This window comes from Castellaniella sp. (genome assembly GCF_041675725.1).
GTDB lineage: Bacteria > Pseudomonadota > Gammaproteobacteria > Burkholderiales > Burkholderiaceae_B > Castellaniella.
In genome coordinates, this window is record NZ_JBAYTI010000002.1 from 75,963 (window position 1) to 90,051 (window position 14,089).

A 14,089-nucleotide genomic window follows, 5' to 3' on the forward strand; every position below is an offset into this window, starting at 1 on the left:
CCATCGGGGTGCCAGCGATTCAAACCACAGGAGACACATACCATGTCCTCTCTTGATCAAGGTCAGGTCACTACGGCAGACATCGATCCCCAGGAAACACGCGAGTGGATCGATGCCCTGGAAGCCGTTCTGGATCGCGAGGGTGCCGAACGCGCCCATTTCCTGATCGAACAACTCATTGATCTGGCGCGTCGCAATGGGGCCCACATTCCATATTCGCTCAATACCGCCTATGTCAACACGATCCCGCCAGGGCTCGAACCCATGCATCCCGGCAACATGGTGCTCGAAGAGCGCATTCGGTCGTACATCCGCTGGAATGCCATGGCCATGGTGGTCAAGGCCAACCAGATCGAGCCGCCAGATGGCGGCAGCCTGGGCGGGCACATTGCCTCATTCGCTTCACTGGCCACCATGATTGAGTGTGGCCAGAACCATTTCTGGCATGCAGAGTCAGCCGATCACGGCGGCGACCTGATTTATTTCCAGGGCCATTCGTCACCCGGGATGTATTCACGTGCCTTCCTCGAGGGGCGTCTCACCGAGGAAAACCTCGACTGGTTCCGCCAAGAGGTCGGCGGCAAGGGCAAGGGCTTGCCGTCCTACCCACACCCGCATCTGATGCCCGATTTCTGGCAGTTCTCCACGGTCTCCATGGGGCTCGGCCCGATGATGGCCATTTATCAGGCGCGTTTCCTCAAGTATCTGCACGCGCGCGGCATCGCCGACACCAGCCAGCGCAAGGTCTGGGTATTCATGGGAGACGGCGAGGTCGACGAACCCGAATCCCTGGCGGCCATCGGTCTGGCCGCGCGCGAGAAACTCGACAACCTCATCTTTGTAGTCAACTGCAACCTGCAGCGCCTCGACGGGCCGGTGCGGGGCAACGGCAAGATCATCCAGGAGCTCGAGGGCGCATTCCGCGGCAATGGCTGGAACGTGCTCAAGTTGATTTGGGGCGGCTATTGGGATCCCCTGTTTGCGCGCGACAAAGACGGTCTGTTGCGTCGCATCATGGAAGAAACCGTCGACGGGGAATACCAGGCATACAAAGCCAACGACGGCAAGTTCGTGCGCGAGAAATTCTTCGGCAAACACCCCAAGCTTCTGGAAATGGTCAGCCGCATGAGCGACGAAGAAGTCTGGCGCCTGAACCGCGGCGGCCATGATCCGCACAAGGTCTATGCCGCCTTTTCGGCGGCGGTCGCACACACGGGGCAGCCGTCGGTCATTCTGGCCAAGACCATCAAGGGCTATGGCATGGGGCACGTGGGGCAGGCCAAGAATCCCACTCACCAGCAGAAGAAACTCGATATCGATTCGGTGCGTGAATTCCGCGACCGTTTCAACATCCCCATCCCAGACGATCAACTGGAAGACTTGCCCTATTTCAAGCCGGCCAAGGATTCCCCCGAAATGAAATACCTGCACGAACACCGGCAGGCGCTCGGGGGCTATCTGCCGCATCGGCGCGAGAAGGCGGATCAGGCGCTCAAGGCGCCTTCGCTGGAGACCTTCAAGGCGGTTCTCGAGCCCACCATCGAAGGGCGCGAAATTTCGACCACGCAGGCCTTCGTGCGGGTGCTCAATCAGATCCTCCGAGACAAAGAGCTCGCGCCCCGCGTGGTGCCCATCCTGGTAGACGAATCCCGTACGTTCGGCATGGAGGGGCTGTTCCGTCAAATCGGTATTTACGCACCGGGGGGCCAGAAATACGTGCCGGTCGACAAAGGGCAGGTCATGTATTACCGCGAGGCAGCCGATGGGCAGCTGTTGCAAGAGGGGATCAACGAAGCGGGTGGGTTCTGCTCCTGGATCGCGGCGGCCACGTCGTATTCGGTCAGCAACCGGATCATGATCCCGTTTTTCATCTATTACTCCATGTTCGGCTTCCAGCGCTTTGGCGATCTGGCCTGGGCGGCCGGCGACATGCTGGCACGGGGCTTCGTGCTGGGCGGTACCGCGGGGCGCACGACGCTCAACGGCGAAGGCCTGCAGCACGAAGACGGGCACAGCCACATCCAGGCCTCGCTGATCCCCAACTGCGTGGCCTACGACCCGTCGTTTGCCCACGAAGTCGCCGTCATCATCCAGAACGGCATCCAGCGCATGATGCAGAATCAGGAAAACGTCTTCTTCTACATCACCGTCATGAACGAGAACTATCCCCAGCCGGGGTTGGCCGAAGGCGATGAGAAAGGCATCCTCAAGGGCATGTACAAACTGCGCTCGGCGGGCAAGAAACGCAACAAGGCCCACGTGCAGCTCATGGGCTCGGGTACGATCCTGCGCGAAGCCATGGCTGCCCAGGAATTGCTCGAGAAAGACTGGGGCGTTTCCTCAGACGTCTGGAGCGTGACCAGTTTCACCGAATTGCGTCGCGACGGGCTCGATGCCGAGCGGCACAACCTGCTGCATCCGGGCGAGCCGCTCCAGGAAGCCTACGTCACACAGCAGCTCAAGCAGACCCAGGGGCCCATCATCGCGTCCACCGACTACATCAAGGCCTTCCCCGACATGATTCGCCCTTTCATTCCAGAAGGGCGGCGCTATCGCGTGCTGGGCACCGACGGCTTCGGGCGCTCGGACTTCCGTTCCGAATTGCGCAAGCATTTCGAGATCGACCGCCACTTCATCGTGCTGGCGGCGCTGCGCAGCCTGGCCGATGAAGGCACGATCGATATCGCAAAGAGCGCCGAAGCCATTGCGCGATACGGCATCGATGCCGACAAGGCCAATCCACAGTACGCCTGAGGAGAATCACAGCCATGAGCAACACCATAGAAGTGAAAATTCCGGATATCGGCGACTTCGACGAGGTCGAGGTCATCGAGGTCCTGGTGGCTGTCGGTGACACCATCGAGACTGAACAAAGTCTGATCACGGTCGAATCCGACAAGGCCTCCATGGAAATCCCCGCATCGGACAGCGGGGTGGTCAAGCAGCTCAGGGTGCAGGTCGGCGACAAAGTCAAGGAAGGTTCGGTCATACTCGATCTCGAGCCCGCCATCGATGCCCAGCCACCGCAGCCCGAAGAGCAGGCGGCCCCGACGGCGCCGGCCACTGCCGCGGCGCCGCAACCGGCCACGGAACCGGCCGGGCCAGGCCCCGTCGCTCGCACGGGCGGGCTGCAGCCGGTCTTGGTGCCCGATATTGGCGATTTCGACGAAGTCGAAGTCATCGAAGTCCTGGTGGCGGTCGGTGATGTCATCGAAGCCGAACAAAGCCTGATCACGGTCGAGTCCGACAAGGCCTCCATGGAAATCCCGGCCCCGGTCGGCGGCGTGGTCAGAAAACTGAGCATTCAAGTGGGCGACAAGGTATCTCAGGGATCCGAGATTCTGCAGATCGAAGCCGCCGAAGCCCCACCCGAAGCCCGTGAACAGGCGGCCGAACCCGTTCAGCCGCCCCAAGTCACGCCGGCGGCCACCCCGGCGCCGGCCATCGCTGCACCGGCGCCCACCTCTCCGGCTGGCCCGGATGCCGATCCTGCGCCTGCGGCGGTTGCCGGCACCATGGCTTCCCAGGCCCCCGTGCGGACATCGCCGACGGCTTCATTTGCGGATGCCGAGGTGCCATTGCGCAACCTGCCGCACGCCTCGCCGTCCGTACGCAAGTTCGCCCGTGAACTCGGCGCCAACCTGGCCCATATCACGGGCTCGGGGCCCAAAAACCGCATCACGGCCGACGATGTGCGCGCCTATGTGAAGCAGGCGCTGGCCACGGGCGGCGCCAGCCCCGTGGGCACGACCTTGCCGGCGGGCGAGGGGTTCAGCGTCCTGGGCTGGCCCAAGGTCGATTTTGCCAAGTTTGGCGAAATCGAATCCAAGCCTTTGTCGCGCATCAGGAAAATCTCCGGGGCCAATCTGCACCGCAACTGGGTCATGATCCCCCACGTCACCAACAACGACGTGGCCGACATCACCGAGCTCGAAGCCTTGCGTCAACAGCTCAACGAAGAGCACAAAAAAACGGATGTCAAAATTACCCTGCTGGCCTTTCTGATCAAGGCCGTCGTGGCCGCGCTCAAGAGGCACCCCGAGTTCAATGCCTCGCTCGAGGGCGAGAACCTTGTTTTCAAGAAATATTTTCATATCGGGTTTGCCGCCGATACCCCCAACGGGCTCGTCGTTCCCGTCATCCGCGATGCCGACCGGAAGGGGGTATTGGATCTCGCGCGTGAAACAGCGCAACTGGCTGGCCTGGCCCGCGAGGGCAAGCTGTCCCCGGGTCAGATGCAGGGCGGCTGCTTCTCCATTTCCTCTCTCGGGGGGATCGGCGGCACTGACTTCACCCCCATCATCAACGCCCCTGAAGTGGCCATACTGGGGGTTTCCCGGTCTGTCATGCAGCCAGTCTGGAATGGCAAGAAATTCCGGCCGCGCCTGATGCTGCCGTTGTCATTATCCTATGATCACCGGGTGATCGACGGCGCCACCGCAGCCCGGTTCAACGCCTATCTGGCAAGCCTGCTGGCTGATTTCCGCCGCATCACACTATAAGGAAGCTGCATGAGCATCAGTGAGCTGAACGTACCCGATATCGGCGACTTCGATACCGTGGAAGTCATCGAAATCCTGGTGGCAGTGGGCGATTCGATCCAGCCAGAGCAAGGCCTCGTCACGGTTGAATCCGACAAGGCATCGATGGAGATTCCCGCCGAACGGGGCGGGGTGGTTCGTGAGATCCTGGTCAAGCTGGGTGACAAGGTCTCCGAGGGCAGCCCGCTGCTGCGGATCTCCGACGCCGAAGAGCAGGGCCCGGAACACGCAGCGGCATCCGCCACATCCGCGGCATCCGCCGCGCCCGAGGCCACACCGCCCGGGCAGGCCGGCGCAGCGGCCAGCGGTCCAGAACCGAATGCAACGGCCGTGCCGCCGCAGCCCGTCGCACAACCGGTGGCCGGCCGGCCACCGGTTGACGTCGCGTGCGACGTACTGGTGCTGGGAGCAGGCCCCGGGGGCTATTCCGCCGCGTTCAGGGCGGCCGATCTCGGGCTCGACGTGATCCTGGTCGAACGGCATGCGAATCTGGGCGGGGTATGCCTGAACGTCGGTTGCATTCCCTCGAAAGCCTTGCTGCATAGCGTGTTCATTCTGGAAGAGGCCAAGGCCCTGGGGGCGCATGGCATCCGCTTTCCTGAACCCGACATCGATCTCGACTCGTTGCGCGGTTATAAAGATTCCGTGGTGGGCAAGCTCACGACCGGCCTGTCGGCGATGGCCAAGGCGCGCAAGGTTCGGGTGCTCACCGGGCAGGGCCAATTTGCGGATCCCAATCATCTGCTCGTTCAGGCTGCCGATGGCGCATCGACACAAGTCCGTTTTGCGTCGGCCGTCATCGCGGCCGGCAGCGAGGCCGTGCGGCTGCCTTTTCTCCCCGAGGATCCCCGCATCGTCGACTCCACGGGTGCGCTGGCGCTGCGGGCCGTGCCCAAGCGCATGCTCATCGTCGGCGGCGGGATCATCGGGCTGGAAATGGGCACCGTGTATTCGGCACTGGGCGCACGCCTGGACGTGGTCGAAATGCTGCCCACCCTGATGACGGGTGCCGACCGGGACCTGGTCAAGGTCTGGCAGAAGCGCAACGCCTGGCGGTTCGATCGCATCATGCTGAATACGCGCACCGTCGGGGCCGAAGCGGCGGCCGACGGCATCCATGTGCGTTTCGAAGGAGACGATGCGCCGGCCGAGCCGCAGGTCTACGACCTGGTCCTGCAGGCCGTGGGCCGCCGCCCCAATGGCCGGACACTGGGCGCGGAAAAGGCGGGCGTCCAGATCACGGATCGGGGCTTTATCGAAACAGATCGGCAAATGCGCACCAATGTGCCGCATATTTACGCTATCGGCGATATTGTGGGTCAGCCGATGCTGGCGCACAAGGCCGTCCACGAGGGCCATGTGGCCGCCGAGGCGATTGCCGGCCAAAAATCATTTTTTGATGCCCGGGTGATTCCATCCGTGGCCTATACGGACCCCGAGGTGGCCTGGGTAGGGCTGACCGAAGAACAGGCCCGACAAGAAGGCACGGCCATCAAGAAGGGGCTGTTTCCTTGGCAGGCCTCGGGACGGGCGATTGCCAATGGCCGCGACGAAGGCTTTACCAAACTCCTGTTCGATGCCGAAACAGGGCGCATCGTCGGCGGGGGGATCGTGGGCACGCAGGCTGGCGATCTCATCGGCGAAGTGGCGCTGGCCATCGAAATGGGTGCCGACTCGGTCGACATCGGCCAGACCATTCACCCGCATCCCACGCTGGGCGAATCGATTGGCATGGCCGCCGAGGCCTCTGACGGGCAGTGCACCGATCTGCCGCCCGTGCGGCGCAAATAGGCCCGCCTGGCGGGCAGTATCGATACGCCCGCCAGGGTCACCCGCTCGATTGCAGGCGGCAGGTGCTAACATCGGCACCTGCCGCCTTCTTCACTCGTCTTCAAAATTTTCATGTCTTCTGCTGCACTCGCCCCGGCGCCTGGTTCCTCCCTGTCCGATTGGCTGTCCTATATCGAAGCCCTGCATCCGCAAACGATCGACCTGGGGCTCGACCGGATCCGCACAGTCGCCAGCCGCCTCGGGGTTTCGCTGGATTGCGTCAAGATCGTGGTGGCAGGTACCAACGGCAAGGGTTCCACCTGTGCCATGCTCGAGTCCATCCTGCTGAATGCCGGCTACAAGGTGGGCAAATACACCTCGCCCCACCTCCTGCGTTTCAACGAGCGCATTTGCATACAGGGTACGCAGGCCACCGATGAGGCCATCGTGCACGGTCTGGAGCGCGTTGAAGCCCACCGTGACGGGATCAGCCTGACCTACTTCGAAATGACGACCCTGGCGGCGCTTCTACTGTTTCAGGATGCCGGGCTGGACGTGGTCGTGCTCGAGGTCGGCCTCGGGGGGCGGCTCGACGCCGTCAACATCATCGATGCGGATTGCGCCATTCTCACCAGCGTCGATCTCGACCATACCGAATGGCTGGGCAATACGCGTGAAGCGATCGGCCTCGAAAAAGCCCATGTCTTCCGCGCCGGGAAACCCGCCATCTGCGCCGATCCCATGCCGCCGGAAAGCGTCGCAGAGTACGCTCGGCAAATCGGCGCCGACTTGTGGCGTGTCAGTGTCGATTTCAATTATTCGGGGGACCGGCAGCAGTGGGCCTACGGTGGCCGCAGCCAACGCCGCCATGCACTGGCGTATCCCGCTCTGCGGGGGGCCAACCAGCTGCTCAACGCATCGGCTGCGCTGGCAGCGCTCGAGGCGCTGTCCGACCGCCTGGTCGTCACCCAGCAAGAGGTCCGCCAGGGTCTGCTGCACGTTCAATTGCCCGGCCGCCTGCAGATTCTGCCCGGCTTGCCGCACACGATCCTCGACGTCGCCCACAATCCGCACGCGGCTGCGGCACTTGGGCAAAATCTCGATAGCATGGGGCATTACCCGCACACTTTCGCGGTGGTCGGGATGTTGCACGACAAGGCCATTGCCGAAACCCTGCAGCGGCTGTCACGTCGAGTAGACCGCTGGATGTGCGCGACCCTGGGCGGGCCGCGCGGCACGCGTGCGCAAGAGCTGGCCGATATCGTGCGCCAGATCAGCGGCGACTCGGCCCCGGTCGATCCCTTCATTGCGCAGGCCAGCGAGGTGCAGCGCAGCCACAAGCCCGGGGTGCGGCCGATGACGCGGCCCGCCGTGCAGGCGCGCGACGTGCGCGTCTACACCTTCGAAAGCCCGGCACTGGCCTTTGCCGAAGCCCGCAAGATGGCGACGGACAATGATAGAATTCTGGTGTTTGGCTCGTTTGCCACCGTAGGTCCGGTGCTCGACGTCCTGCGCCAGGAAGGCAGGGACGTCCTGCCATGAACAGGCCTTTGCCTCCAGTCTGATGGGTATGCTGCACCATGTTCTTTCGCAAGAAACCTGAAGCCGAAAGGCGTTCTGCATCTCGCGGCGGGGCTGCCGAAGCGGCCCGGATCAAGGAACTGCGCATCCAGGCCCGGCGGCGTCTGGTCGGTGCTCTGGTACTGGTGCTGACCGCCTTCATTCTGGTGACCTGGCTGTTCGATGAGCCGGTCTCCGAACCCGCCCCGGCCCCCATCATCGTGCCGGCGCCGCCTTCGGGCCTGCCATCGGGCGATGAATTCTCCGCCATTTCCGAGCCAGATGACGCGCCGGCGCCCGACACGGCATCCGGCGCCATCACGACCCTGGCCGAGCCCTCGGGTGAATCGCCGCCGGGCGAAGCCGCGCCCGGCACCGAAGCCCCGCCAGCCCAGCAAGCGGCCGAGGGCGCCGAAACGCGTGTGCCCGTCCCAGAAGGGTCGCAAGCCGATTCACCCCCCTCCAGTCGCAACGAGCGCAGTCCCGCATCGGCCGCGGCCGCCGCCGACACCCGCACGGACGATGGCTCGGTCGCGCTGGCCTTGCTGGCGGGCAAGACGCCGCCCACCGCCACACCGCCCGCGGCGGCTGCGTCGGGGCGCTATTATCTGCAGGTGGCGGCTTACGCCACCGAACAGGACGCGATCAAACGCCGCGATAGCCTGCACCAGGCCGGTGTCAGCAACGCCTACGTGGAAACGGCCCAGTCGGGCGGCCGCACGGTGCATCGCCTGCGCGTGGGTCCGTTCAGCTCCCATGAGGCCGCGCAGGCAGCCCAGACCCGCTTGCGGGCCCTGGGCTACGAAAACGGTCTCATCGCCGGCCAGTGACCAGCTTCGACTACTTCGTGCTGGCCATCCTGGCCGTGTCCGCCGTCATTGGGTTGCTGCGCGGGTTCCTGCGCGAGGTCTTGTCGCTCGTTGCCTACCTGGCTGCCTTCATGGCGGCCATCTGGTGGGGGCCCCGGGCGTCCGAATGGCTGATCCCCCTGATCGACAATGGCCTGTTGCGCAACTTGGCGGCCTACGGCGCGGTCTTCGTCGCCGGCTTGCTGTTGCTGGGCCTGCTCAACATGGCGTTGGGGGCGCTGGTCGACCGCACCGGCCTGACCCCGGCAGACCACGGCCTGGGGGCCCTGTTTGGTGCTGCGCGTGGCATCGTGCTCGTTCTGGCGCTGGTGGGTCTTGCGGGCTACACGGAACTGCCCAAAGAACCCTGGTGGCGGCAGGCCCGCACCTCTGCAGCCGCTGAACGCGGTTTCGTGCAGATCAAGTCCATGTTGCCTGCTTCGATCGCAGAACTTCTCCCTTATTAGCCGGAACCTCATCGCATGTGTGGAATCGTAGGCGTCATGGGCAAAAGCCCCGTCAATCAACTGATTTATGACAGCCTGCTGCTTTTGCAGCACCGTGGCCAGGATGCGGCCGGGATGGCCACCGCTCATGGGCCTTTCTTCAATGTGCACAAGGCGCACGGCCTGGTGCGTGACGTTTTCCGAACGCGCAACATGCGGGCCTTGCCAGGCAACAGCGGGCTGGGCCAGGTGCGCTATCCGACCGCCGGCTCCAGCGTCAGCGTAGACGAGGCGCAGCCTTTCTACGTCAATGCCCCATTTGGGATCACGTTCGTGCACAACGGCAACCTGACCAACTGGCACGAACTGCGCGAGTCCTTGTTCAAGCACGACAGGCGGCACATCAATACCAATTCCGATTCAGAAGTCCTGCTCAATGTCTTTGCCCATGAACTGCAACAGGCATCCAATGGCGTGAGCCTGGATGCGGCCGCCATATTCGAAGCGGTGCGCGCCGTCCACCGCAGGGCGCGCGGCGCCTATGCCGTCATTGCCCATATCAGCCGCTTCGGGCTGGTGGCCTTCCGTGACCCGCACGGGATTCGGCCGCTATGTCTGGGGCGCCACGAGACCGATCAGGGCACGGAATGGATGCTGGCTTCCGAATCGGTCGCCTTGACCGGTACCGGGTTTTCACTGGTGCGTGATATCGAGCCGGGCGAGGCGGTCGTGATTACCGAAGCGGGCGAGCTCAGCCAGGCGCCATGCACAGAGTCCGCCAGCCAACGCACGCCCTGTATTTTCGAGTACGTGTATTTTGCGCGGCCCGATTCGATCATGGATGGCATTTCGGTCTACAGCGCGCGTTTGCACATGGGCGAATACCTGGCGGATCACGTGGCCAAAAGCCTGCGCCTGGGGGATATCGACGTCGTCATGCCCATTCCGGATTCATCCAGGCCGTCGGCCATGCAGCTGGCCTCGCATCTCGGCCTGGACTACCGCGAAGGTTTTATCAAGAATCGTTATATTGGCCGCACGTTCATCATGCCGGGCCAGACGGTGCGCAAGCAATCGGTTCGCCAGAAGCTCAGTGCCATCGATCTCGAGTTTCGCGGCAAGAACGTACTGCTGGTCGACGATTCGATCGTGCGCGGCACGACCAGCCGGCAGATCGTCGAGATGGCGCGCAGCGCGGGCGCCCACAAAGTGTACTTTGCCTCGGCCGCCCCGGCCGTGCGTTTCCCGAATGTGTACGGCATCGACATGCCCACCCAGGACGAACTCATCGCGACAGGCCGCACCACCGAAGACATTGCCCGCGAGATCGGCGCGGATGGCCTGGTCTTTCAGAACCTGGCCGATCTAAAACAGTCTTTGCGGGATCTGAATCCTGCCCTCGAGACGTTCGAGTGCTCGTGTTTCGACGGCGACTACGTCACGGGCGACGTCGACCAGGCCTATCTGGCCCGCTTGCGCCTCGAGCGCCACCCAAGCCAGCGCTCGGGGGCCATCAGCCAGGTGGGCGACGACCGCTAGCCAGGCACGCCGGCCTCAGGCTCGGCGCAACAGCACCCAGATGGACAGCAGTGCACAGAACCCAAAGCAGGCCAGGCCCCACAAGGCGTATTCGATACCCAGCAGGCTGACCCGCGCATCGCTGCAGCTGGCCTGTATGCCGAACAGCCAGGGCAGGGCGCCGTCCAGCCCGGATGCGGTCATAAAGCGGTCGGCAAAGGTTTGCGCGCAGGAAAACGAGACGGCGGCGACCCGGTACTGGTACCAGGCAGCCGCCATCCCGGCCGCCGACGACAGCAGGGCCAGCAGGGCCCCGAGCCGTTGCCAAAGGCCGGATGCCCGCCCCGCGCTGGCCAGCAGGCAGACGACGGCCACGACCAGCAAGATGAAGCGCTGCAATACGCACCAGGCACAGGGCCGCATGTCGAATACGTGTTGCGACACCAGCGCCACAGCCAGCGCGGCGATGCAAACCAGGGCCACGATACGCAAAAGAAAACGGGAGGTGAACATGCTGTCGGCGCGGCGGGCAGAGTCAGGAAGATGTGTCAGTGTACGCGATCATGACGTCGTCAGGCGCCGGATTTAGGCACGGGCGCCGGTGAATCCGGCGCGGTGCTGGGCATGCCCAGCGCGTTGAGCAAATCCCGTTCGAACTGTCTTTGGGTACGCGCCTGGTCGAGGCTTTCAGCCTCCAGGATGAAGATGTCTTCGACCCGATCGCCCAGGGTCATGATTTTCGCCATTTTCAGATCGATGCCATAGCGCGTGAAGATACGCGCAAGATCGTGCAGCAGGCCAGGACGATCGGCCGCCTGGATGGACAGCCTCCAGCTGTGCGCCTGTGTATCGGCCGCCAGATTGATGTCCGGCACCACTGGAAAGACGCGGGCTCGGCGCGATCGGCTCAATCGCGCAGTATGCGATACGGCGACGTCTGGACGGCCTTCGAGTACCGCTTGCAGGCCGTGCTCGAGGACGGCTGCGCGCGCCCGCGCGTCGCGCTCGCCTTCTGGCAGCAGCACAATGAAGCTGTCCAGGGCCCAGCCCTGTCGGGTCGTGTGGATGCGGGCATCCTGGATGCTCAGCCCATGCCGGTCGAAACAGGCACAGATGTCCACGAACAGGTCGGGCCGGTCAGGCGCATAAGCCATGACCTGAAGGACGTCGCCCGGTGTCGGAATGCGCACGCGCACGACGGGATCGGGGCCTTCGTGCACCGCGTGCAGCTGGCGCGTATGCCAGGCGATTTCGTTGGCGTCGTGACGCAGAAAATAGGCGACATCCAGCTGGGCCCAGAAGGCATCCCGGCTTTCGTCGCGCAGCCCTATGAGCCGGATTTGCGCGGCAGCGGCCTCTTTGCGCAGGGCCAAGACGGCATGGGCATCGGGTTGGGCGCCCCCCAGTGCATCCAGGGTCTTGTGGTACAGCTCTTCCAGCAGCCTGCCTTTCCAGGCATTCCAGATGTGCGGACCGGTACCGCGAATGTCGGCGACCGTAAGCAGATAAAGCGCGGCCAGCCTGCGTTGCGATCCGACTCGCAGGGCGAACTCATGGATGACCGCCGGATCGCTGAGATCGCGCTTTTGGGCCACCCTGGAGAACGTCAGATGCTCGCGTACCAGAAAATCAAGCAGCGCGATGGCGGGCCGGTCCAGGCCATGACGACGCGCAAACCGGCGCACCTCGGCCGCCCCCAGCACCGAGTGATCTCCACCCCGGCCTTTGGCAATATCATGAAACAAAGCGGCGACATAAAGCAGCCAGGCATCATCCAGATCGGCCATCAACTGACTGGCCAGCGGATCCATCTGGGCATGTTCGGGTTGCGTAAAGCGTCGCAGATTGCGTACCACCATGAGCAAGTGCTGATCCACCGTATATGCATGGAACAGGTCGTGCTGCATTTGCCCCACGATGCGCCGAAATGGCGGCAAGTAGCGCGGCAGAATATTCCACAGAGCCATGTCGCGCAGAGCACGCACGATGCCGCGCGGTTGCTGGAGAATCAGCAGGAACAGCTGGCGATGCGCAGGATCATCCCGGAAACTGCGGTCGATGCGCTGGCGTGCATGCCACATTGCGCGCAGCGTGCCTGCCGTCATGCCCTGCAGCCTCGGGTTCTGCTGCATCAGCAGGAACGCCTTGAGGAGCAGACCGGGCTGGCGGGCGAAGGCTTCCTCGTCGTTCAGGGCCAGGCGGTCGCGGCGTACGCTGAAGTCTTCATCCAGCCTGAGATCCTCGCCCGGCGGCATGGGAAAGAGCCGCTCTTCCAGATTCAGCATGATCAGGCGATTCATCTGGCTGACGACGTGCGCCGCCCAATAATATCGCTGCATCAGCAATTCGCTGGCCCGCCGCGGGGGGCGGTCGACGAATCCGTACAATGGGGCCAGGCGGGGTTGCAAGTCGAACAGGACCCGATCTTCGCGCCGCCCGCAGAGTATGTGCAGCTCGATGCGCAGCCGCTTGAAAGCCAGTTCAGCGCGCCGCAACGAACGAAACTCGGCGGCCGTCAGCAGATCGGTCCGGGCCACCGCACGCCAGTCGTGGCCATAGCCCGCGGCGCGGGCCAGCCAGAGCAGAACCTGCAGATCTCTCAGGCCGCCCGGCGACTCTTTGCAGTTTGGCTCGAGAGCATAAGGCGTATCGTGGTAGTGCGCGTGACGCTGCTGCATTTCTGCGCGCTTGTCCAAGTAAAACTGACGCGGATTCAGTTCGGCCTGCAGCTGGCTGGCGAAGCGTTTGAACAACCCACGGCTACCGGCCAGCCAGCGGGCTTCGAGCATCGAAGTCTGTACGGTGATGTCAGCTGCCGCCAGATGCCGGCACTGCTGCAGCGTACAGACATTGTGGCGCGGTTCAAGGCCCGCATCCCACAGGGCCGCCACCAGCGCCTGGATGCGGGCCTGGGCCTGTGTGTCGGCTGGCTCGCCGAGCAGGATCAATAGGTCCAGATCAGAGCCCGGGTAGAGTTCGCCGCGCCCGTACCCCCCGACCGCCGCCAAGCATGCGCCTGCGGGCAACGGGTGGTGCCCGAGCAGGGCCCGGACTGCTTCATCGGCTGCCCGCCGCAAGGCCCGTAGCAGCACTTCCGGCCGCAGGTGGCCGCGCCAGGCCTGCAGCGCCTGCTCGCGCCGCCCCTGCAGCTGCGCGCGAACGGCCGCGGCAGCGCCATCGGGGCGCGCCGTGTTCATGCCGTGCCGGGCTGATCCGCCAGGGCGGGAGGGGCTGGCATGCCGGGAGAAACGGTCAGGACTTCGTGGCCTGTTTCAGTAACGAGCACGGTATGCTCCCATTGAGCCGAGAGGCTGTGATCGCGGGTTACCACGGTCCATTGGTCGGCCAGCGTGCGGATTTCGCGCCGCCCGGCGTTGATCATGGGCTCTATGGTGAAGATCATCCC

At 63.8% G+C, this 14,089-nt stretch carries 9 protein-coding genes and 1 pseudogene; 7 read left to right on the plus strand and 3 right to left on the minus strand.

Annotation, left to right across the window (positions count from 1 at the left end; translation table 11 throughout):
- Positions 1-42: 42 nt before the first annotated feature.
- The 7 genes from aceE (at position 43) to purF (ending at position 10,704) form a co-directional block, all read left to right on the plus strand.
- Positions 43-2,754 (plus strand): pyruvate dehydrogenase (acetyl-transferring), homodimeric type, encoded by a 2,712-nt coding sequence (aceE, locus tag WCZ84_RS00890; RefSeq protein ID WP_372684365.1) that lies wholly within the window; start codon positions 43-45, stop codon positions 2,752-2,754.
- Positions 2,755-2,768: 14 nt separating this feature from the next.
- Entirely contained in the window at positions 2,769-4,502 is a 1,734-nt protein-coding gene (gene aceF / locus WCZ84_RS00895) for a dihydrolipoyllysine-residue acetyltransferase (RefSeq protein ID WP_372684366.1), read from the plus strand.
- 9 nt (positions 4,503-4,511) lie between these two features.
- A complete protein-coding gene (gene lpdA / locus WCZ84_RS00900; protein ID WP_372684367.1) occupies positions 4,512-6,332 on the plus strand; it encodes a dihydrolipoyl dehydrogenase in 1,821 nt (606 codons plus the stop codon).
- A gap of 111 nt (positions 6,333-6,443) precedes the next feature.
- The gene (gene folC, locus WCZ84_RS00905; protein ID WP_372684368.1) at positions 6,444-7,853 is read left to right on the plus strand and encodes a bifunctional tetrahydrofolate synthase/dihydrofolate synthase; all 1,410 of its coding nucleotides are present in this window, start codon (positions 6,444-6,446) and stop codon (positions 7,851-7,853) included.
- Between the two features lie 38 nt (positions 7,854-7,891).
- The gene (locus WCZ84_RS00910) at positions 7,892-8,701 is read left to right on the plus strand and encodes an SPOR domain-containing protein (protein WP_372684369.1); all 810 of its coding nucleotides are present in this window, start codon (positions 7,892-7,894) and stop codon (positions 8,699-8,701) included.
- On the plus strand, positions 8,698-9,186 hold the full coding sequence (locus tag WCZ84_RS00915; RefSeq protein WP_372684370.1) for a CvpA family protein: 489 nt from the start codon (positions 8,698-8,700) through the stop codon (positions 9,184-9,186). The genes WCZ84_RS00910 and WCZ84_RS00915 overlap by 4 nt, the downstream gene beginning before the upstream one ends.
- A gap of 15 nt (positions 9,187-9,201) precedes the next feature.
- Positions 9,202-10,704, plus strand: coding sequence for an amidophosphoribosyltransferase (gene purF, locus WCZ84_RS00920; RefSeq protein ID WP_372684371.1), 1,503 nt, complete (start codon positions 9,202-9,204; stop codon positions 10,702-10,704).
- A gap of 15 nt (positions 10,705-10,719) precedes the next feature.
- Here the strand turns inward: purF and WCZ84_RS00925 are convergent, their stop codons facing one another.
- From WCZ84_RS00925 to WCZ84_RS00935, 3 genes and pseudogenes are all read right to left on the minus strand, one after another.
- On the minus strand, positions 10,720-11,196 hold the full coding sequence (locus WCZ84_RS00925) for a disulfide bond formation protein B (RefSeq protein ID WP_372684372.1): 477 nt from the start codon (positions 11,194-11,196) through the stop codon (positions 10,720-10,722).
- Between the two features lie 59 nt (positions 11,197-11,255).
- Positions 11,256-13,880 carry a [protein-PII] uridylyltransferase gene (locus WCZ84_RS00930; protein WP_372684373.1) on the minus strand — a complete coding sequence of 875 codons (2,625 nt, stop codon included), beginning with the start codon at positions 13,878-13,880 and terminating at the stop codon, positions 11,256-11,258.
- A pseudogene (locus WCZ84_RS00935) lies at positions 13,877-14,089 on the minus strand (type I methionyl aminopeptidase); the annotation flags it as partial. The pseudogene WCZ84_RS00935 and the gene WCZ84_RS00930, both read right to left, overlap by 4 nt.